The sequence below is a fragment of the Priestia endophytica genome (genome assembly GCF_026790145.1).
In the GTDB taxonomy this organism is placed as follows: Bacteria; Bacillota; Bacilli; order Bacillales; family Bacillaceae_H; genus Bacillus_I; species Bacillus_I endophytica_A.
In genome coordinates, this window is sequence record NZ_JALAMS010000005.1 from 1 (window position 1) to 20,533 (window position 20,533).

Consider the following 20,533-nt stretch of genomic DNA (forward strand, 5'->3'; position numbering starts at 1 on the left):
ACTGCTTCTGCGAAAAAAGAAAAAAGAGCTGGGTGAATATAAGGCTGTGTACATGATAAAAGATTATTTACCCCTCCTGTATGAAGCCATACAAAAAGGTGGCGAAAGCATCACTCAAATTTTGCTTCGGTTGTATGCACTTCTAGAAAAGAACGGGCGAAAATCCCATCGATATGAGAAAAAAACAGTCTTCGATATTCTCGGTGTCATTTACAAACAAAGTAGGAGCACAAGAAAAGTTGCCTAACATGCCTAATTTTCATAGGAAGGGTCGCGCACAACCTTAATTACGATGTGGTTGGTGTAAAATTAGACAGCAACTCCTACCTAAACAGTCTTAGCTTGATGGGCATGGGGTACCACCAGCAAGACACGGATTTACAACTGGAGCGAATGGTTCCTGGCCCATTTTTGTTTTTATTAGGGATTTGTAATACGTTTTTAATTTTCAGAATATTATTATTGACGATAGTGCATATGAAATATAAAATGTAGTTATAAAATAAAACGAAGTTTTGTATATAAAACAATCCACTTTTAACCTTAGCTTTAGTTTTAATAGTTTCAAAGTATCTCAGATTAGATTAAGAAGTAATTAGGGGGAATTGTTTATGATTAAGGCTTTACCAATCCTGAAAAATAATAAGATTAACCAAATTGCTTTTGTCGTTCAAGATATTGAGCAAGCATCCGAAGCCTTTGCAAAATTACTTGGTATAAAAAAGCCAGAATGGTTTCTAACGGGAACAAGTGATATTTCAAAAGTTGTATTTCGCGGTAAACCAACATCATCACGCAGTAAGCTCGTATTTATTAATACAGAGGGAGTTCAAATCGAATTAATTGAACCAGATCATGAGCCTGGAACGATGCGGGAATTTTTAAATACCGTTGGTGAAGGTATTCATCATATAGCCTTTGATGTAGAATCCTTGAATGAAGGTTTACAGAACATGAACAATCATGATCTTCTCGTATTACAAACAGGTGAGTTTACGTCGAGCTATGCCTATGTCGATTCAATTCAGCAATATAAAACGCTGATTGAGCTTCTTGAACGGGACGAACCACATCACATCTCCCAGCCTGAAACAGATTGTCCATCACTACTGGGAACAACGAAAATTGAACAACTAGCATTTGTAGTAAAAGACTTGGATGCTGCTGCTGAAGCCTACTGCAAATTACTTGGTGTGGAAAAGCCTGAGGTTATAGAATCTGGTTCTTGTGAAATTTTCCAGGTAGAATTTGAAGGAAAGCCAACTGAAGCAGATTCTAAATATACGTTTATTAACACCCCGATGCTGCAAATTGAGTTAATTGAACCGGGAAATGCTCCTAGTACATGGAAAAAGCATTTAGAGAAGCATGGCGAGGGCGTCCATCATATTTCATTTGTTGTGAAGAATTTGGATAAAAAGATTCAAGTTTTACAAGAAATGGGCTATCCCGTTATTCAAAGAGGGAACTTTTATAACGGAAAAGGACGTTACGCGTATTTTGACACTGTTTCTGACTATAAAGTGATCATTGAGTTACTAGAGAGATATGAAAGCTAATGGCTGTTTGGTGTATCTATGCCCTGTAAATAATATCGGTTTTAAAAATGAAGAAATTGTATCCCCAGCACATGGAAAAGTGATTAAAATTCTAGATCGAATTAAAGATAATATTTCTGGTAAAATGAATACCAAAAAACCAACTAGAAACTATGTCATAATTGAACATACAAAAAAAGAATATAGGGAAGTAAAAAGCGCGAACATGTTTTATGTAAACTAGAAATGAATAACGTATACAGCGTAAAAACAGAAACTTTCGAGAGCGATATTTTATATATCTTGGGTAGTTTGCTCAAAGAACGAAATAATATATATTTACCTCCAAAAGATATACAAGACCTCTTGCTATATAAAAGGGAGGGACCTTTCACTTTAAAAAAGGCGTGATGGTTAAGAGTCCCCCTGGAACAGACTTTAACATTGATATAGAGTTGTTTATAAGCAATATTAATTAATCATTGTAGTCCTTTATTTTTGCCTTCAATAAATTGATTTACGAGAGGTTTTTTTTCTATACAAACTACATGACCTATACTTTGTTCCCAATTGATCGTACATATAAAATCAGTAAATGAACCATTGACAATTTTCAAACGTAAACTCGTTGTTAAGGGTTCGTTATGAGCAAACGATGTTAGGAATTCTAAAGCCTTTGGTTGATCATCTATATGAACAAGGTTTAATAGATCTAATGGGATATTAAATAGGGCATGGGCTCGTTTAGAACTAACTAAAATGGAACCTTTGGCATTTATCTTAAAATAAGAAAAGGGAAAAAATTCAAGCATCTTATCTTTCATACTAATCTATAGTTATATAGTTGGTCGTTTATTAAAGGTGCGACAAGGGTGGTTGTGGTAGGTGTGGGGGTGTTTTCCATCTAAAAGGAAAGGATAAAAATAGGATGAAAAAGAAAGCCTTTTAGGTGAAAGAAAAATAAATCATCGACAAGGGGACTTGTGTCATATGTAGGGAATACTTCCACAAGCATTAGTTGTTATATTAAAAAATGAGGATAAAAATGAAACGATTATTTTAGAAAATTTATTCAAACAAAATACAGGCTCGAATTTTGCATTTATCCTTTAGTTGTTGGGTAATCCCCCACTAAATGCAGAATTCGAGCCTTTTAATTATTCCTTATTTAGCTGCTGAGTTTATAGTGTTAATAAACCATTCTTCTAAGCTATTTGCTATCACTTCACGCTGTTCCCAATCGTGCCAAAAAGTTATAATTTGACCGACTTTTCCTCCTTCGGCTGGATCTAAATCAATACAAATATCATCTCCGCCTCCATTGGTAGCAATGGGAATCCAACATGGATTCCACCAAAATTCTTTTTTTACTGGCCCAACAGGTTCAACGTCTTCAAAATCTTCAAATTCCCCACCATCCAAAAGCTCTTTCATTGTTTCATATGTATATACAATTTCATCTAAGGGAAGTAATAAATAATTGTCTATAGCTGCTATATATTCATCCCTTTGCCCATTATGTATCATCAATAGTTCTTTAAAATTCTGTGGGAATTTTAGTCCCATTTTTCGTTCCGTCTCTGCAATTTGTGATTCAGTAGCTGCGTCGTTAAGTGTTCCTAATACCTCTGGTCGATTTATTTTTAACCATTGCTCAAATATATTCCAAACCTTTCTCATTCCATTATCCTCCTCATGTAACGATATTAAATGAATCTATGAAAAATCTTATGATACTTTGGAGAGGATTACCCATTTGTATTTCAAATAAGTTCTGATGCAAAATCTCAATTCAATATAGTGGATAGTGGTAGCTTCTATTTTTTCTACAATTAAGAAAAACAGGATTGGATTGTGTACTGTGATTTTTATTAGTCTTTATTGTAGAAGTTACCTAACAAGTGGGTACGTTAATCATGTAAGAAGAAAAAGCACAANNTTGTGCTTTTTCTTCTTACATAGTTATACTTTTACAGATACGTTTCAAGAGCTTTCTAGTGCCATTCAGATATTCAGAGCTATCTATGTTCAATTTTTGTTTCCTCTTCTTTCTAAAACCTTGTCATTATTACCAACCACGTTCTTGCATGCGATTTTCAGGTAATAATGATGAAATTTCAATTCCTTTCATGGCATTACCAAGTCCCTTTGAAAGGCTTGCAATCAATTCATAATCTTCATAATGAGTTGTAGCTTCTACAATAGCACGAGCAAACTTAGACGGATTGTCAGATTTAAAGATACCTGAACCAACAAAAACACCATCAGCTCCAAGTTGCATCATAAGAGCTGCATCGGCTGGTGTTGCTACACCACCTGCTGCGAAATTTACGACAGGAAGACGACCTTCTTGTTTAATTTGAAGAAGAAGGTCAAATGGAGCTCCAAGATTTTTGGCTTCTGTCATTAATTCATCTTCACTCATGCCCACAACTTTACGTACTTGAGCATTCACTTTACGAATATGACGAACAGCTTCTACAATGTTCCCTGTACCTGGCTCCCCTTTTGTCCGAAGCATAGAAGCTCCTTCTCCAATACGACGCGCTGCTTCTCCTAGATCACGACATCCACAGACAAATGGAACCGTGAAGTCTTTTTTATACAGGTGAAACTCTTCATCTGCTGGTGTTAACACTTCACTCTCATCAATATAGTCAACTCCCATTGCTTCAAGAACGCGAGCTTCTACAATATGTCCAATACGTGCTTTTGCCATAACAGGAATAGAAACAGCATTTACCACTTCTTCAACGATTGTTGGGTCTGCCATACGAGCTACTCCGCCTGCTGCACGGATATCAGCTGGCACACGTTCAAGTGCCATAACAGCTACTGCTCCAGCTTCCTCTGCGATTTTAGCTTGTTCAGCGTTAATAACGTCCATAATAACGCCGCCTTTTTGCATTTCTGCCATACCTCTTTTTATAGTCTCAGTCCCTAATAACCTTTCCATTCTATGCACTCCATTCCCTAACTATTGTAATTTGCAGATCTATTGATTAGTATAAAAAGTAATTGACTACATTGTAAGTGTCAGTTTTTTAAAAAGTAATAGGGCCAGTAACAAGGAGAATATTAAAAATGGAAATGTTATCATGTCAATTAAACAAATTAAGTAATAGACCATTATATGAACAATTATATTTGTACATAAAAAAAGAAATAATAGAAGGTCGCATACAGTATGGGACAAAACTTCCATCCAAACGAAAGTTATCTAATTATCTAAAAATTAGTCGAAATACGATTGAAACAGCCTATGAGCAATTGGTTGCAGAGGGATACGTTGAGGCATATCCACGTAAGGGCTACTTTGTCATGGCCTATGAAGATTTGGAATATATACAAATAAACCATAATCTACAGAGAAATAATGCAACAACTCCGGAAAATATACGATACAATTTCCATCCGAGCTCAATTGATACTGAAAACTTTCCCTTTCCTGTTTGGCGTAAATATGCAAAAAATATGATTAACAAAGAGAACCATTCTTTGTTACTGCTTGGAAACTCACAAGGAGAACGCGAATTACGGGAAGAAATTGTCCACTATTTGTACCATGCTAGGGGCGTACAAAGTTCACCAGAACAAATTATTGTTGGGGCTGGTATTGAAATTTTATTACAACAGCTTTTGTTCCTATTTAACGAAAAAATGGTTTATGGCGTAGAAGATCCAGGTTACCATTTGATTTTACAAATTCTTAAGTTTTTTCAAAATGAAGTTTACCCTATTGAAGTAGATGAGGAAGGGATAAAGGTAGAAACCATTAGTCGTAAAAATATTAATGTCATTTATCTATCTCCTTCTCACCAATTTCCATACGGAACTGTATTATCAATAAATAGACGGAATAAGCTGTTAAAATGGGCTTCAGAAGGCAAGAACCGTTACATAATAGAAGATGACTACGATAGTGAATTTCGTTATAGTGGAAAATCAATTCCTTCATTGCAAAGTATGGATCATAGTGAAAAAGTGATTTATCTAGGTACATTTTCAAAGTCACTAATGCCATCAATAAGGATTAGCTATATGGTGTTGCCAAGGGTTCTTTTACAGCAATACAAAGAAAAATTATCGTTCTATCATTCCCCTTCTGTCTCAAGGATTGATCAACATATTTTAACCAACTTTTTGAAAAATGGAGACTTTGAAAGACATCTAAACAGAATGCGAAAGATTTATCGTCGTAAGCTTGAAAAAGTTTTAGAGCTGTTAAAGCCCTATCAAGATAAACTTTTTATCATTGGGGAACACTCTGGCCTTCATATTGTTCTTGTTGTTAATAATGGAATGAGTGAAGAGGATTTGGTGCAAAGAGCAGCTAAGGCTGGTATGAAGGTTTATCCAACGTCTACTTACTCTCTTGAAAAAAAAATGAAAAAATATCCTGAAATTATTCTTGGTTTTGCTGGAATTAGTGAAGATGAATTAAAGGATGCAATCCAGTCGCTTATAAAATGCTGGGGTTTTTAATATGCATTCCTATGGTTTGAGAGAGATGAAGAAAATACTATTAAGATGTCAGTAGGTATTATATAAAGAGGGGAATAATTTGTTGTGTTTGCTATTAGTTTATTAGAGGAAGAAGAGTACAAATTATAGAACTTAAATCTTGCAATTAGTAGAATATATTTCGTGAAACAGAAGGTAGATGAATAACTGGGCCCTATATTTGTGTGTTTTTATTGCCACAACTACTATATGCTTGTGGGAGTATTCCCTACACTTTCCACAAATCCCCTTGTCGCTTCTTTACTTCCCTTTCGCCCCACAACAATGCTTTTTATTCTGTTTTCATTTGTTATTCTAAAATGGAAAACGTCCCTACATCTACCATAACTGTCCTTATCGTACTTTTAATAAAGGGTAAAATATATAACCATAGGTGTACATCAATCTACAAAACTGGCCATATTGCTTATGTATTCCCCCATATGTAGAAACCCTTTGCTAGTGTTAAGCAAAGGGTTTCTTTTTATGTGCTATATGAAGGGGTAAAGGTTAGTTAAGTTTTACCTATTCTTAATCTAGACTTTAGACAACGTTGACAGATACTGATTAATGATCGAGGTCCTTATTTTTTAGACATGAAGTGATATTTTATTTAAAGATTCTTTTATATAGTAGGCTCTTATCAAGAAACCGATTTAAGTTCTCCAGTTAAACGTAAAAAAGTTTCTTTATCTTTATTTTTTAATGATTGGTCAATTTCCTCAAGGACCTTAATGTTTTTGAAATCTTTCATCACTTGATTCAAAAACAATTCAGCCACTACCTCGTCATGTATACTTGTTTCAACTTGGTTCATTTCATTAGATACATTATTCTCCATAAAATGTCAACCCCCTTATCTTTTTCCTTTGTAAAAAAGTATCCTCCTTTTCCTCTATTTTCCATTTTTAATACGAGATTGATAGATAAAACTTTTTTTATGTTCATATAGCCTTAAGGCGAGAAATAAAGGCTTGAGCCTTTTTTTTTAATAAGAAGCATACCGATAGCAAAGACCGCCCAATACTCATCATTGTATAAGGCGGTCTTATGTATATTTATGACTTATAACTATTCGTATTTTTATGACAATATTCCAATCTATAGTTCTAGATATCAAAAAAGTCTTCTGCCTTTGCATTCTTCTGAACCTTTTTTATAGCTGTCATAACCTTTTTAATTGTAGTTGCACTTGGGTTACGCTTCCCTGTACAGATTTCACTTATAGCATTTCTAGAAACCTTTGAATGTTTAACTAACCATTCTTGGGATCTCCCCTCATTCATCAACCACTTTTTTAACTTAGTTTTCCGTTCTGGCATTATCCTAACACCTCTATAATACGTTTTTATATCTTCATTTATGCCCTCCTTTCCACGATTTCATACAAAACTTTCACATCTATCATGTAAATCTTTTTCTTGTACAAGGTAAGTTGAACAAGCCATACTACATACAATCCACTATACCGACTTAGGGGGAGGTCCATATGGTTACAGTTCTGGGAACAAGCATGGTGTTATTTACGGTGCTCTACGCGGAGAAAAAAGGGTGGGTCGACAAATCGAAAGTAAGAGTGATCATGCAGGTTGGAATGAATGCCGGTATCTTGGGAAGCTTGCTTTATTTTTTATATACCTTGTCTTCTTTCCTTCCTTTCTTATGACCAAGGTTCCAACCAGGCTAGAAGGAAAAAAGGAATAGGTTCATCATGATGAGAACAACATTTGGAAGCTTCCTTTTAGAAGGAACTATCTATAGAAGATAAGAAAGAAGGAGGAAGAATGATGTGGGAGCTCATGACGATTCCCCTTTTAACGGGAGCCGCAGCCTTATGGTTCGGGAGAAATACACGGAGTGAGGAACATCGAATTGTACAACAAACCTTTGAGCACTATGGTATCCACTTCAGAGATGGAAAAGACAACCGATATCCTCAACTTGTTCGAGAGTATAAAAGTACGAAACGAATCAAGCTCATGTATCGTACACCTTTAGGTTTAGAAGAGAAAACATTACGGATCTTACAAGGCGTATTATCGACTACGTTTGATCAAGAGGTGAAGGTATCGTTTAAGAAATGGCTCATCATTGAAATCTCTAAGAATAAAATGCCTTCCTATGTCTCCTATCAAGATGTTCCTTATCGAAAAGGTTGGGTGGTCCCCTTAGGAAAAAATCATCAGGAGTGGCATTTTCACCATTTTGATCATACACCCCATACCACTATTTCGGGGACGACTCGCTTTGGAAAAACCGTCATGATGAAAGTGATGATGACCTATCTCATCGAGCATCATCCTCGAGATGTTCAGTTCATCATTATCGATTTAAAGGGCGGATTAGAGTTTGACCGATATAAGAACCTTCAACAAGTGAAATGGGTCGCCAGTAATCCACAGGAGGCCTTATACGTCTTAGAACAGGTACAGAAGGATATGAAGGAACGAATGGAGCGTTTTAAGCGCCAAGGATGGTCTACTATTGTGGATACTCCCCTCTCTCAACGTCTGTTTGTTTTGATTGATGAAGCCGCACAGCTCACACCGGAGAAATTTATGGATAAGGAACAAAAGAATAATCTAGCTCAATGTCAATCCATAGTAAGCGAAATTGCACGCATAGGAGGCGCTCTGGGCGTTCGATTGGTGTATGGAACCCAATACCCTACCTCAAATGTATTAAACGGTTCTATCAAGCAAAATGCGGATTTAAAGGTTAGCTTTCGCTTAGGAAGCGATTATGCGTCTAAAGTGGCTCTTGATGCCTATGGGGCGGAAACGTTACCTTCAAATATTAAAGGGCGTGCCCTGATTAAAACGCATGAAGTGAAAGAAGTTCAAGTCCCCTACCTCAACCATGAGGAAATTTGGAAACGGATTGGAGGCTATAAAGTTGCAAAACAAACAGTTGTGCCAAACGAGACAGGAGAAGATTATGTACACCTTGGATAAGTTAGAGTGTATGAGTCGGTCTCAACTCCAACACCTATTCCAGTTGAAGAGCGTTCGAAATGCAAACCGTGTTCTGTACAACATGAGTCCCTTTCTAAACTATAAACGCCTTCATGAAAACGTCTATTATTTATCGAAGAAAGGACGTCAACACATTGGATCAGAGAAAAACAAACCTCATTTAACACAATTAGAACATAAGGTAAGACGTAATGATATTTACTTATATTATGGATGCCCAAAGGACTGGAAGGTAGAACGTCCGAACGAATGGAGAATCCAAGGAGAAACGTATAAGCTCATTAGTGATGCTCGCTTTTCCCTTCATGGTATCATTTTTTTTGTTGAAGTGGATCTTCAACAAAAAATGCTCGAAAACAAGAAGAAAATTAAATTGTATCGTTCCCTATTTCAAGCTCTGGGCAACCAACAAGCTTTACTTATATTCTATACGACAACACAAGTAAGAAAAGAAAGGATTCTAACATGGTGCCAAGAATATAAAGTGAATGCAGAAATTCTAATCACGGAAGATATTGAAAATTATTTTTTATAATACTTATATACGGTAGACGGTGTAATATGGACAAAAGACAACCGAGCAACCCTTATTAGACGTTTTTATCTTTTGGAACCATGTTCTAAAAGATAATATATAATAAAAAAATAAGCTCACATTTAAGGAGATTCTATAAAAATAGGTCGAATATACATTGTGTACATTGGTAGAGTTTGCTATAATAACAGCAGTTAAACAGTTCGGAAAACTAAAAAAAGGCTCAAGACAATCGCAGTGATGTTGGTCGCATCCTACGACGGTCCACCGTGTCAACCCACGGTAAACACCTGCCTTAAACCTTTATTAACGTAATTAAAGTTTCTATTTGCATTCTACAGCAAAACTTTAATTATTGCAAGGGTTTATTGTATTCTCTTTTCTCAAAGGGCGTGTTTACCGCATTTTAAAACGGTAAACACGCCCTTTTTCTTTTTCCGCAGGAAAAGAGGAGAGAAAAAATATGTTAATCTTTAGTGATGATTTTGCCCGTATGCAAAACTATGAATCTTACATAAAAACAAAAAGTGAACAAAAACAAATGAAATATAAACTATTAGAAATAGTAGAAGCTGTATTTGGAGACTCTTTTGTTCGTTTGAAACTAGAGACACGAGATGCTATTGATATGATTTGCTTCCTAGCAACGGATAAAGGCTTCGTTTATGCCAAAGACACCTATTTCGCTGAAACACACAATATTTCTGCTCGTACAGTTCGTCGTGTAATGAAAACCTTAGAAGACGCTGGCAAGATTGTAAAGGCTCACCGTTCTTCTTCTAAACATAATGGTCGAGGTGCTGCAGTTTACTTCTTCGTGGATCACCCTTGTTTTGCACATTGGACAACTTATTTTGGCTTTGATGTCCAAGCTAATGTCCAAGCAGAAAACGATGAAATCCCTTGTGAGAGTAAGGTTAAAGAGTCTAAAAAAGTTGCTACCTATTCTTTACCTAAAAATACTTATATTAAAAATCATGTTATGTACAAAACGATTCCTTTTATTAAAGGGGTTCCAAAATTAATCAACCAAACCTTTAAAGAAATCTTTAAAGACTCTTTAAAGGGTCTTTATTTACGTGTACGTATCGCTTCCCAAAAAGTCGCTCAATCTGTATCTATTACTCTTTCTAAGAAGGATATTCACTCTATTGCTTATGAATCTATTCAAGCTTTATTTACATACTTAAAAACGAATTCTATGAACTTTGAGGAACAATGTAAACTAGTATATCGTATTGCCTTAAATAAATTTAATGACCTTGTGCGAATGGAATATAAAATGGATAAAGAAGAGTCTGTAATTGTAACCCCACGTAAAATTATACGTAAAGAAATGTTACCGGAGTGGTTCCAGAAGCAACAAGAGAAAGAAAAAGTAGAAGAAAGTACTTTTTGCATGAATGATGAATCACAAGAAGACGAAATGGCTAGAATGAAGGCTATTTTAGCGCATTATTCTTAAACAAACTGTAAGACTACTGTTCTAGTAACAGACAATACATTTTGAATTTAAAGTCATGTCATTAAAGTCAGGTTTGTTGAAGAAGAATTCTTATATTTAAGGAGACAAGAAATGAAGGCAAACGTACTTCTTAAATTTTTGATGATGATATTAGGAATAGCATTCATCCTTTTTGGCTGTTCAACATCGGATGAATGGGAAAAAGAAGTTTCTAAGTCTTCCCCTATGAGAGGAACTTCTTTTCTTACAAGTCATTCGCCAACTCTAGTACATACCATCGACTTTCAGGAAATGAGCACCAGAACTATAGATGAGAAGGATAAGAAGATAATCTATGGATACTCTTCCTTACGCATTTATTACGGAGAATATGGTAGCAAGTTGGTGAAATATAAAGAACTTACAGGGTTTGATTTAATGACAGTCGATCATTTTGAGATTAAGTGGCAAGGCGATAGTCTAGTTATGATTAATGTGTATCGAGAAGCTAAGGATGGAACTAGATTCAAAGCCGAGACTATTCGTTTAGACACTTCAATTTAGTCTCTAAATATTAAAAATACCTCAGGAATAAAAGCTATAATAGAGCAATGTTAAGCAATTGAGAGCTTTAATGGAACAAGGATTTCAAAATGCTCAACCTTTTTTGTGAAAAGTTAATCAATCCTATTAAATAAGAGCATGTTTGGGTTCGTCTTTCTCCCAAATATGCCCCTATCTTTATTTATAAGCTTTTCTTTTTACATGCTTTCTTAAGAAAACAATCGAGCGAAAAGCCCCTTCTTTTTAGTTGCAGCTACTTCAGATTTTGCTTGTTGGGTTTCTTTAACTACGTCCAGAAGTTGTTGGTCCCTCTTTTCTAAGGAGTTCTGTATATACTCTTGTTGTTTTTCTAATCTATTAATCAGTGCCTGGTTAAATTCTTCTTGTCTCTTTAAATGATCCTTAATAACCTCTAGTTCCAACATAACTGGATCCTCTGGTGTCCTTGCAGGTTTTAAAGGATCATCACCAGTAGAAAGATAATGATTAATTTGTTTAATAGAATAACCTTGTTCCCTACTTAGTTTCTTAATTAATAATAACTGTTCAATTGAAGACTTATCAAAATAATGATACCCATTTTCTCCTTGTAAAGTAGGAATGTGATTTTTTAGTTCTTTCATCCAGTTGCGGACAACATGTACACTTTCATCAATCTTTTGAGCAGCTTCTTTAATAGTTAGTTTGATATCACCAGAGTTATCATCAATGTTATCTGAAGTTGGGTTTTCACCTTCCCTTAGGTTTTCGTTATCTATTTTCACCTTTGTCTTCACCTACCTATAGAGATAATAAACTTATTTTATAAGAATTTAAAGTTAAGTTTCAACTTTCCTTACCCTTTTCCTCCATCTTGTTCCTACTTAGTAGCTAATAGTAACTATGATATAAAAGGTTTATCCAAATAATGATATCCACTTTCTCTTTGTAAAGTTGGGTTTTAACTTTCCCTTAGGTTTACACCACCTATCTTCACTTTTGTTTACACCTATCTATAGAGATAATAAACCTATTTTATAAAGATTTAAAGTTAAGTTTCAACTTAACTTAACTTTTTCCTTCTAAATGTTACTATTCAATAATTAATAATAACATTTAGATGAAAAACTTATCAAAACGATGATAGTTATCTTTTGATAATGTTGAGATATAAGTTTTTAATTCATTTTCCGGTAATATGTACACTTTTATCAATCTTTTGGGCGGCTTCCTTAATGATTAATTTAAAATCACTAAAGTTATCCTCAATGTTATATAAATGTAGGTTTTAACTTTCACTTAAGTTTTCGTTATTTATGATTACCTTTGTTTACACTTATCCATAGAGCTTATAAGTATATTTTATAAGGGTTTAAAGTTAAGCTTTCACTCCCCTTAATGTTTTCACTAACTTATAACTACTTAGGTTTAAATTCACTATAGTTATTTAAAATCCTCTCTTTGAATAAAATTTTAAATGAGGAGTCATTATGTGTTGTGTTTATATAAAAAAGAAACCTAAAGTTCAGTAGGATTATATAATTTATATTAAAAAAAGGTATTTTGTGCATTTTTATATAATAATATATTGATATTTATATAATTATTATATAAAAGTTACCTTTTTTTATATTTTTATTTTTAAAATATAAAAAAAGTATAAAAAATATATTTAAAATATTAAATATGTATGTATTTTATGCTATAATATATGAGAAAATAAAAAAGGAGTGGGATTTGTTAATGAAATTAATCCTTGCTAATGATATTGGAAATGACAAAATGAAGATTCTTGAACCAGGCATGAAAGGGGGAGTAAAAGTTCCAAGTGCGTATAAACGAATTAATCGAAAACCTTCGGTTCATGAAAATGATGTAAAAAAGAACGTAACAAATCTTATTGATCAATTACTTGTACATATTTCAAGCTCATCGATTCGTCGTGATGGTTTATATCTGATTGGAGAACGAGCGATTCAAACAACAGAAGGCGTAAGTAATATGGATATTGCTGTTCATGAAAAGCATAGCAGTGATTTACCTTTAATTAATACGTTAGGTTATGCTGCTGCAAGAGTGGTACAAAAACACTATGAAGAAAAAGGAGAACTTCCTCAATCTTTAAAAGCAGAAGTAGGTATGAGTAGTGCTATTCCGGCAAGCCAACATAATGTGGAGACAGCAAAACAGTTAGAGGGACGTTTTATGGAAACTTCTCATGTAGTGATTGTGTATGTTGGCCAAGAGCAAGTAACCGTAGAATTAAACTGCTCACAAGTAAAGGTCACAAAAGAAGGTATTCCAGCGTTATATGCGATCTTTGAGGGACCAAATGATATGTTTAAAGAGTTTTCTAAAGAGTATGGATTGAAGAAGGTCGATGGTTCTTACTTTATGAACTCGAAGATCATGCACATTGATATTGGAAGTGGAACAACAGAATACATCTACTCTGTAGGCGTGAACCCACAACCTGAACAATGTACAGGTGAACGACGTGGAGTCGGGCATGCGGTAGAAGAAGCAATTCAACTCATGAAAGAAGAACGAAAAGGCTTAAATATTAATCGTCAGCAATTTGCGAAGTACATTGAACGACCAGATGAGTACCCAAAAGATCATGATTTAGCTGTTCATTATTTACGTGAAGCCCGTATTAATCAAGTGGATTTCATTTTAGACGATGTAGAACGTAAATACACAACGACACTATCAAGTGAACCGGAATACCTAGCTTGTTATGGTGGAGGATCTATTGAATTTAAAGAAGATATGTATAAATTCTTGAAAGAATTTGCGGATTCTGTAGATGCGAAAGTCCTTTGGATTCCTGAACAATACGCAGTTGATATGAACGTGAAAGGATTAGATATCTTAAATCGCAACATGCTATTTACAGAAGAATACAAAGAAACTGTGGTGATGTAAGGATATGACGACTGAAAAAAAGAGAAAGACACAGTACAACTGGAAGTTCAAAAGCAATGAAACCGATGAGTTTTACGAGTGGTTTGAGAATCAAGATAATATTGCGCTCTCTTTACGAAAAATGGTGTACCATATCATTGAATTGTATGGAACGGATAGTGTTTTAGATCATCATGTCGATAAAGAAATGAGTCGGGATATGTTTATTTTAGAGGCTCTTAGAGGAAAAGAGGCCTTAACGGTAAAAGAGAGTATTCTTTCAGGAGGATCTCCAAGAAAAGATTGGTCTATCCCGGAGAAACCGTCTTCTTCTGTACAAGAAGAACGTCCAGTAAGTGAAGAAGCAAATAAATCAGAAGCCAAAAGTAAAGTCAATTACCAAGAGGTTAACCCGAAATCGATTTTTTGATAACTTTTAGAAAATAGAGTATAGCCCTCACATCATGTGAGGGCTATTTTTATAAAAAATAAAAAAAAGTTGAATACATAAAATGGAGAGTTGTCTCCTTTTAAGGCTTGGGAAAAGTTCATTCAAGGATAGCCTTACGAATTAAAGTTTTATATCAGGGAGGTGGGGAGGTTGAAACCATTATCTTTAGATGGGGAAGTCTTAGCGCTTCATTTGTATCGAAAGTCGATGGCAGCAGAAAGTGTAGATGGCGAGAGAAGGAAAGCAAAAACAGAGGAGAAAGATCCAGAAGATGAACTTGTTCAGGCAACCTCCTTTGATTAAATCAAAACACCTCCGAGTCCAAAAAGATCATTTAAGAATAAGTAAGTTTATGGATTGTTAGTGGTCTATATTTAGCAAAAAGAAGTGAAAAACAAAATGAAATCCTATGAAAAAGTAATGGGAGTTGAGGTGGAAAATCAGAGAGCTTTACGAAAAGAAATTGGTGGATTAAAAGCTGATATGGAGTATTAAATTAAGACAGAGAAAGCTGAACCGGAAGCTCAAATTTCATTAAAAGAAGATGAGATTCGGATGAAAGAAGGGAGCATTAGTCTCTATAAAGATGAGAAAAAAATGTTGATGAAGGCAAAGCTCAAAAAGTTAAACGAAAAAGAGCAAGATTTAGCTTGAACTTGAGAAAACCTGGGGGGACGTTGAGGGGACTTCATGAAAAAATGAGGGGACGTTGAGGGGACGTTTGGGGCTTTTCTTTGATATCACTGTTTTACTAGGCTTTGCCTAGTCTATCACCCCATGTGATAGCAAAAACCCCTTATGCTCTTCTAACTTTTGAAATGTAGAGCACTGAATGTTGAGAGAGGATGAATGAAATGGATATGATCATACGAAATATTGATCCAACGTCTGTAAAAAAAATTGATGAACTGGCAAAAGAAAAAGGGATTTCACGACAAGAATTTTTGAAAGGTCAGCTTGAAATGCTGGCCTTTTTTCGAGAACAAACGACGCGAGAACGTCATCTGGAGAACCTCATTGATAAGAACATTGAGATGATAAAAAAATGTTCTTATTTCATGGAGAGAAATGCCGAGTCCTTAGAAAAATTGCACAGCAGTATTGAGAATGTCGTGGGAGAAATTGAAGAGTTATAAAAAGTTTATTCAAATAAGAAAGGATGAAAATAAAAAAATGAAAAAACATGCGATTAGACTTCACAATAATAATCTTGACGCTCATTTAATTTTTCATGCCACACCAACACTGCCGAAAATTTGTCCATATAATCTGTATGAACACCAATGGTATCTTACGGAAGATAAAAATGCAGTAGGATTCCCAATCGAAGGGGAAAACTATGAAATGTACGTAACAACAACTGAACTAATAAAAGAAAAGGGCTATGAAGGTTTGTATCTATACTGCAAATATATCGATATAAAAACAAATTCGATTAAAGATAAATTGAAGAATCGAGGGTATAAATACAGCTCCTTAGAGCAGGCGTGGACGAAAGAAATCAATGAAGACGAGGTAGAAGAAGAAAAAAATATGGTTGCTCAATGGATTGATGAAAAATGTATTGTCGTAGAGCAAGCGAATACGATCAAAATTGATTCGTATTATTATTTATGCGTCTCTAATTGCTATGATCATCGAGATTACTTAAAGGAAAATGGTTTTAGATGGAATGGTTATGGAGTGAAGAAAGCCTGGGTGAAAAAGATCCCGACCCAATCTTTGCAAAAAGAAGAAGCCAAGCTTTTGCATTTAGCCAATATTAAGGTAAAAGTGGCAACCAAAAAATAAGCGATTTAAGAGTGTATAGAAGGACCCGAATTTTGCATGTAGTGGGGAAATAAATATCCACAAAGTAAGAGATAGATGCAAAATTCGGGTCTATTGATAACTGCTATCTTAGGATTCTCCTCTTATTTATTAATTCGTATTGAGGCCTCCACCATTTAAACCTTCTTTGATATAACCATTTACTTGACTGTTTGATAATAAGCCAATATGAGAAATGCCAGTAAGTTGAATGTTTTTTGCCCCTTGTAGGCGAGAAAGGCTAGGCGCTACAATTCCATCGGTTAAACTATAGATGGAAGTATATAAGATTTTTTGGTTAGGATCTGTTCCTGGCAATGCTACAGAAGTAGTTAAACCATTAGCTCCGCCCAATGTTACAACATTTTCAATTTTGTCTCCGCCACCAAGATATTTGATGTAATAAAGAGTATTAGCTCCTCCCATGCTGTGAGCCACAATGTCTACTTTATCTGCTCCTGTTTCTCTTAAAACACGATCAACGTATGTAGCAAGCTGTGGACCATTTGTTGAGTTAGAACCTTGCTTATTATAGAAATCAATTGCATAGAACTGACTTCTATCCCATCCTTGAGAGCTTAAATAGTTTTCAATACTGAAGAAATTATAAGAAGCGCCTCCAATACCGTGTACAAATACAACTGGGTTGTGAACAGAATCAGCTTTGGCATTTGATGGTTGAACATTAAAGAAAGATAGAACAAGTGCAAAAGAGAGTACTGCTGCCATCATTAGTTTTTTCATTTTTATACCTCCTGAATTTATCTAACAATTCTACATATTACATTAGTTTAAAAATGTTGTGAATAGTTTTTAGGAGAATTATAGTGTGAATTTAAAAAATATTAAAATGGTAAAAGTACAATATTTGTTAAAAAATAGAATAGTTATTAAATAAATGTAAATTTAAAGCAAGACTTTTGTATTTAGCTAATATTAAGGTGAAAGTGGCTGCTAAAAAGTAAATAAGGATGATGAGAAAGCATCTTCTCTTTATAGAAGGTGCTTTTTTAAGGAATAATTTAGATTATGTGGATAAATTGTAAAGTATATGTAATTATTCCCTCAAATGGTATATAATATAGTTAGAATTTATAGACTTTTTTAAAAATAGATACAAAAGGGGAACAGTTGCTATGAAAAGTATACTCATTAAAAGTATGACAGTTTTAGCTTTACTCGTATTCTTAGTAGGTGGAATGGTGACAAGCAAAACGGAGGCAGCGAGTAACACGGCAAATCAAGATCTCATCATTATTAACAAGTATTATAATAAATTAGCGTATTATCATAATGGATACCTTGAAATGGTGGTGCCCGTAGCAACCGGGAAGACATGGGATAAAACACCGGTTGGATTTTTTAAAGTCGTCAATAAAATTAAGAATCGACCATATTACACAGGAAAGATTCCTGGGGGAGATCCTCGCAATCCATTAGGGAAACGTTGGTTAGGGATCAATGCCAATGGAACTTATGGCGATACGTATGGAATCCATGGAAATAACAATGAAAGCAGTATTGGAAAATATGTAAGTCAAGGGTGCGTTCGAATGCATAATGCAGATGTTGAAAAGCTTTATGATAAAGTTCAAGTGGGAACGCCCGTTAATATCACATACTCTTATAGAAGTTTCCAGGAGTTAACGAAAGTCTACGGGTATGACTTTAAAGGATATAATACGAAGAACTAATGCTGAAGGGGTCCACTCTTTTAAAGAGTGGACCCTTTTTTTGATGAAAAAGATATAGGCAACTAAAAGAGACTTCATTATGTAAATAGAATATGTGCTAATCATTCAAACTTCTATGTCTTTCTGTTCCCCTTCTTTATAACCAGAAAGTTGGGTAAGATCTATTACTTCGCAGATTATTTACAATGAGAGCTACAATGACAATAAGTATAGATCCTATTAATACAGGAGTAAAAATATAACTCCATGGTGAGGCACCCAAGATAACGACTATTGGATCTGCTCCTGCTGGTGGATGGGTAGTTTTAGTTAACATCATGGCAGCTATTGCTAAACCTACACCTATTCCCAAAGTCCAAGCATTATTACCAAAAGAATGGTACATGACTAATCCTACAAATGTGGCTACTAAGTGCCCCCCTATGATGTTTCTTGGTTGAGATAAAGGTGCATTCCATATTCCAAATGCTAATACGCAACTTGCTCCAAAAGGTGCCATTAACCATAAATTTGATGTCAGTGTAGTTAATAGGCCCAAAGCTAGAATACTCATGGAACCACCAATAAATCCTGTAGTAGCATCTTTAATATTAATTTTCAAGGGACTCCTTGCGCCAGTCTTCATCTTTGAAAAGAAGTGTGGTGGATTAAAAGTTTTCTTCGTAACATTAGCAGAACTGGTCTCATTCATTTTCTTCCCTCCTTTATTTACCATTCATTCTACATTTGTTAAATTAACCTGTCGAATTAAATTTAAGAGGTTAATTTATTTGAATCACAAAAAAAGCCTTGAATCCTTCTTAAGAACTCAAGGCTTTTTTATTTCTCCTTTACTTTGAAAACGAGTCACTTTCTTTCTATTTCCACAGATTTTCATTGAACACCATTTTCTTCTTCCTGTGATATCAATAAATAATAATACACATTCAGTATTACTACACCTTCTAATTTTGTCCAGTTTCCCTTCCGAAGTCAGCTTTAAAGCATCTAGTGATACAAGTGATAAAACCTTATTTAACCACGTGCCTTTTGGAACTTGCTTCATTTCCCCCGATTCTATTTTATATACAAAAGGTGCTTTTTCAATGTTTTCTTCTAAATCAGAAATCCATCTGTTATCCAAACCTTTTCCATCTGCAATAGCTTCAAAATTTTCTCTTAATTGGAATCGAAACCTATAAATGGTTTCTAAGCTATCAGCGAGGTCGCTTTCAGAAACGTTCAGGATACTTTTATCAAGAGAAGGAATAGCTTCGCACATTGTATAAAGCCAATCTAGAAAATCTTGTTCAGAGGTCAAAAGCTCGCGTCGATGACCATAACTTACCACTTCTGTATTCACTAAATCGAGGGAGAGAGAACCAGAAATTAGAGGGAACGTTCTCCTAGTAGACATCATTTTCTCCTCCTCATACCAGGATTAATACAAAGAATAATAGCATATAGATTATATATTATTAAAATTTTATATAGACAGCCCGAATTTCGCATTTAGTAGGGTAATATCCATGGAACAAAAGATAAATGCAAAATTCGGGCTTGTCATCACATCTATACATACTCATTTATAGCTATCATTCATTCTTTATACGTAAACGTCGATTTTCCCTATCTCTTTAGAAAGAATCTCTACACCTTCTCGACTCAGTATTACTTTTCCATTTGCTAATACTATATTGTCTTCAGATACTTTCCCTGTAACCATACATGCCTTATGGTACTGATATTTTCTGAAAATGATTTGATCCCCGTCTACAAAGATTTCTAAAGGATCATTCTTCTCAATAGAAAGGTTTTTTCTTAGTTCCTTTGGTAAGACTAAACGTCCTAATTGATCGACTTTTCTCACGATTCCTGTAGTTTTCAATTTAATAACACCTCTTTCCCTTTTACTTCTTTATTGTAGCAAACATGGAAAAAGAAGGAGTATAATAAAAATATGGTATATTATCATTTTCTTGGTATTTTGTATTTTGGCTCTATTCAATTGTATGGAAGGGTATATATACTAAAATCATAGATAGAGAGAAGGAGGACTAAAGATGGCACATAAAATCAGTTTAACAGGCTGTCCAACAAGTTCAATTCAAGACTATGGTAAGTACCTGGCTTTTGATATGGAGGAAAAGGGAAG

The 20,533-nt window shown here is 34.6% G+C and carries 22 protein-coding genes and 1 pseudogene; 14 read left to right on the plus strand and 9 right to left on the minus strand.

Translation table 11 applies throughout. The annotated features are described in order from the left end of the window. Positions 1-247, plus strand: a pseudogene (locus MOC86_RS06520) (IS4 family transposase); the annotation flags it as partial. A gap of 364 nt (positions 248-611) precedes the next feature. Continuing rightward, positions 612-1,559 (plus strand): VOC family protein, encoded by a 948-nt coding sequence (locus MOC86_RS06525; protein WP_268583358.1) that lies wholly within the window; start codon positions 612-614, stop codon positions 1,557-1,559. Positions 1,560-2,702: 1,143 nt separating this feature from the next. Here the strand turns inward: MOC86_RS06525 and MOC86_RS06530 are convergent. Together MOC86_RS06530 and pdxS are read right to left on the minus strand one after the other, a co-directional pair. Beyond that, positions 2,703-3,218 (minus strand): SMI1/KNR4 family protein, encoded by a 516-nt coding sequence (locus MOC86_RS06530; RefSeq protein ID WP_268583360.1) that lies wholly within the window; start codon positions 3,216-3,218, stop codon positions 2,703-2,705. 388 nt (positions 3,219-3,606) lie between these two features. Next, positions 3,607-4,494 carry a pyridoxal 5'-phosphate synthase lyase subunit PdxS gene (gene pdxS / locus MOC86_RS06535; protein ID WP_268583361.1) on the minus strand — a complete coding sequence of 296 codons (888 nt, stop codon included), beginning with the start codon at positions 4,492-4,494 and terminating at the stop codon, positions 3,607-3,609. Between the two features lie 128 nt (positions 4,495-4,622). On the opposite strand from pdxS, the gene MOC86_RS06540 reads away from it, so the two are divergent. Then, a complete protein-coding gene (locus tag MOC86_RS06540) occupies positions 4,623-6,023 on the plus strand; it encodes a PLP-dependent aminotransferase family protein (RefSeq protein WP_268583363.1) in 1,401 nt (466 codons plus the stop codon). Between the two features lie 661 nt (positions 6,024-6,684). On the opposite strand, the gene MOC86_RS06545 is transcribed toward MOC86_RS06540, so the two are convergent. Together MOC86_RS06545 and MOC86_RS06550 are read right to left on the minus strand one after the other, a co-directional pair. After that, positions 6,685-6,882, minus strand: coding sequence for an IDEAL domain-containing protein (locus MOC86_RS06545; protein ID WP_268583364.1), 198 nt, complete (start codon positions 6,880-6,882; stop codon positions 6,685-6,687). A 268-nt stretch (positions 6,883-7,150) separates the two neighbouring features. Further along, entirely contained in the window at positions 7,151-7,363 is a 213-nt protein-coding gene (locus MOC86_RS06550; protein ID WP_268583366.1) for a helix-turn-helix transcriptional regulator, read from the minus strand. 167 nt (positions 7,364-7,530) lie between these two features. On the opposite strand from MOC86_RS06550, the gene MOC86_RS06555 reads away from it, so the two are divergent. From MOC86_RS06555 to MOC86_RS06575, 5 genes are all read left to right on the plus strand, one after another. Next, positions 7,531-7,707, plus strand: coding sequence for a hypothetical protein (locus tag MOC86_RS06555; RefSeq protein WP_268583367.1), 177 nt, complete (start codon positions 7,531-7,533; stop codon positions 7,705-7,707). A gap of 121 nt (positions 7,708-7,828) precedes the next feature. Next, the gene (locus tag MOC86_RS06560) at positions 7,829-8,995 is read left to right on the plus strand and encodes an FtsK/SpoIIIE domain-containing protein (protein WP_268583368.1); all 1,167 of its coding nucleotides are present in this window, start codon (positions 7,829-7,831) and stop codon (positions 8,993-8,995) included. Next, positions 8,979-9,551 (plus strand): replication-relaxation family protein, encoded by a 573-nt coding sequence (locus MOC86_RS06565; RefSeq protein WP_268583369.1) that lies wholly within the window; start codon positions 8,979-8,981, stop codon positions 9,549-9,551. The genes MOC86_RS06560 and MOC86_RS06565 overlap by 17 nt, the downstream gene beginning before the upstream one ends. Before the next feature lie 463 nt (positions 9,552-10,014). Further along, complete coding sequence (locus MOC86_RS06570; protein WP_268583370.1) at positions 10,015-11,016, plus strand: hypothetical protein; 1,002 nt, start codon at positions 10,015-10,017, stop codon at positions 11,014-11,016. A gap of 111 nt (positions 11,017-11,127) precedes the next feature. After that, entirely contained in the window at positions 11,128-11,559 is a 432-nt protein-coding gene (locus MOC86_RS06575) for a hypothetical protein (protein WP_268583372.1), read from the plus strand. Positions 11,560-11,768: 209 nt separating this feature from the next. Here the strand turns inward: MOC86_RS06575 and MOC86_RS06580 are convergent, their stop codons facing one another. Next, positions 11,769-12,323, minus strand: a complete 555-nt coding sequence (locus MOC86_RS06580; RefSeq protein WP_268583373.1) for a MerR family transcriptional regulator — start codon at positions 12,321-12,323, stop codon at positions 11,769-11,771. A gap of 958 nt (positions 12,324-13,281) precedes the next feature. Between MOC86_RS06580 and MOC86_RS06585 the strand changes: the two genes are divergently transcribed. From MOC86_RS06585 to MOC86_RS06605, 5 genes are all read left to right on the plus strand, one after another. Then, on the plus strand, positions 13,282-14,466 hold the full coding sequence (locus MOC86_RS06585) for a ParM/StbA family protein (RefSeq protein ID WP_268583375.1): 1,185 nt from the start codon (positions 13,282-13,284) through the stop codon (positions 14,464-14,466). 4 nt (positions 14,467-14,470) lie between these two features. Continuing rightward, positions 14,471-14,875: a hypothetical protein gene (locus tag MOC86_RS06590; RefSeq protein ID WP_268583376.1), complete on the plus strand. Its 405-nt coding sequence runs from the start codon at positions 14,471-14,473 to the stop codon at positions 14,873-14,875. Positions 14,876-15,046: 171 nt separating this feature from the next. Beyond that, complete coding sequence (locus MOC86_RS06595) at positions 15,047-15,199, plus strand: hypothetical protein (protein WP_268583378.1); 153 nt, start codon at positions 15,047-15,049, stop codon at positions 15,197-15,199. 551 nt (positions 15,200-15,750) lie between these two features. After that, positions 15,751-16,032: a hypothetical protein gene (locus MOC86_RS06600; protein WP_268583379.1), complete on the plus strand. Its 282-nt coding sequence runs from the start codon at positions 15,751-15,753 to the stop codon at positions 16,030-16,032. A gap of 37 nt (positions 16,033-16,069) precedes the next feature. Next, positions 16,070-16,687, plus strand: coding sequence for a hypothetical protein (locus MOC86_RS06605; protein ID WP_268583380.1), 618 nt, complete (start codon positions 16,070-16,072; stop codon positions 16,685-16,687). A 129-nt stretch (positions 16,688-16,816) separates the two neighbouring features. Here MOC86_RS06605 and MOC86_RS06610 read toward each other — a convergent pair whose 3' ends face one another. Continuing rightward, positions 16,817-17,449, minus strand: coding sequence for an esterase/lipase family protein (locus tag MOC86_RS06610; RefSeq protein ID WP_268583381.1), 633 nt, complete (start codon positions 17,447-17,449; stop codon positions 16,817-16,819). A gap of 392 nt (positions 17,450-17,841) precedes the next feature. On the opposite strand from MOC86_RS06610, the gene MOC86_RS06615 reads away from it, so the two are divergent. Continuing rightward, entirely contained in the window at positions 17,842-18,399 is a 558-nt protein-coding gene (locus MOC86_RS06615) for a L,D-transpeptidase (RefSeq protein ID WP_268583382.1), read from the plus strand. Positions 18,400-18,535: 136 nt separating this feature from the next. On the opposite strand, the gene MOC86_RS06620 is transcribed toward MOC86_RS06615, so the two are convergent. The 3 genes from MOC86_RS06620 to MOC86_RS06630 form a co-directional block, all read right to left on the minus strand. Beyond that, entirely contained in the window at positions 18,536-19,090 is a 555-nt protein-coding gene (locus tag MOC86_RS06620) for an HPP family protein (protein WP_268583383.1), read from the minus strand. 117 nt (positions 19,091-19,207) lie between these two features. Further along, on the minus strand, positions 19,208-19,795 hold the full coding sequence (locus MOC86_RS06625) for a CGNR zinc finger domain-containing protein (protein WP_268583384.1): 588 nt from the start codon (positions 19,793-19,795) through the stop codon (positions 19,208-19,210). 189 nt (positions 19,796-19,984) lie between these two features. Further along, a complete protein-coding gene (locus tag MOC86_RS06630; RefSeq protein WP_326847709.1) occupies positions 19,985-20,266 on the minus strand; it encodes an AbrB/MazE/SpoVT family DNA-binding domain-containing protein in 282 nt (93 codons plus the stop codon). Positions 20,267-20,533 lie beyond the last annotated feature (267 nt).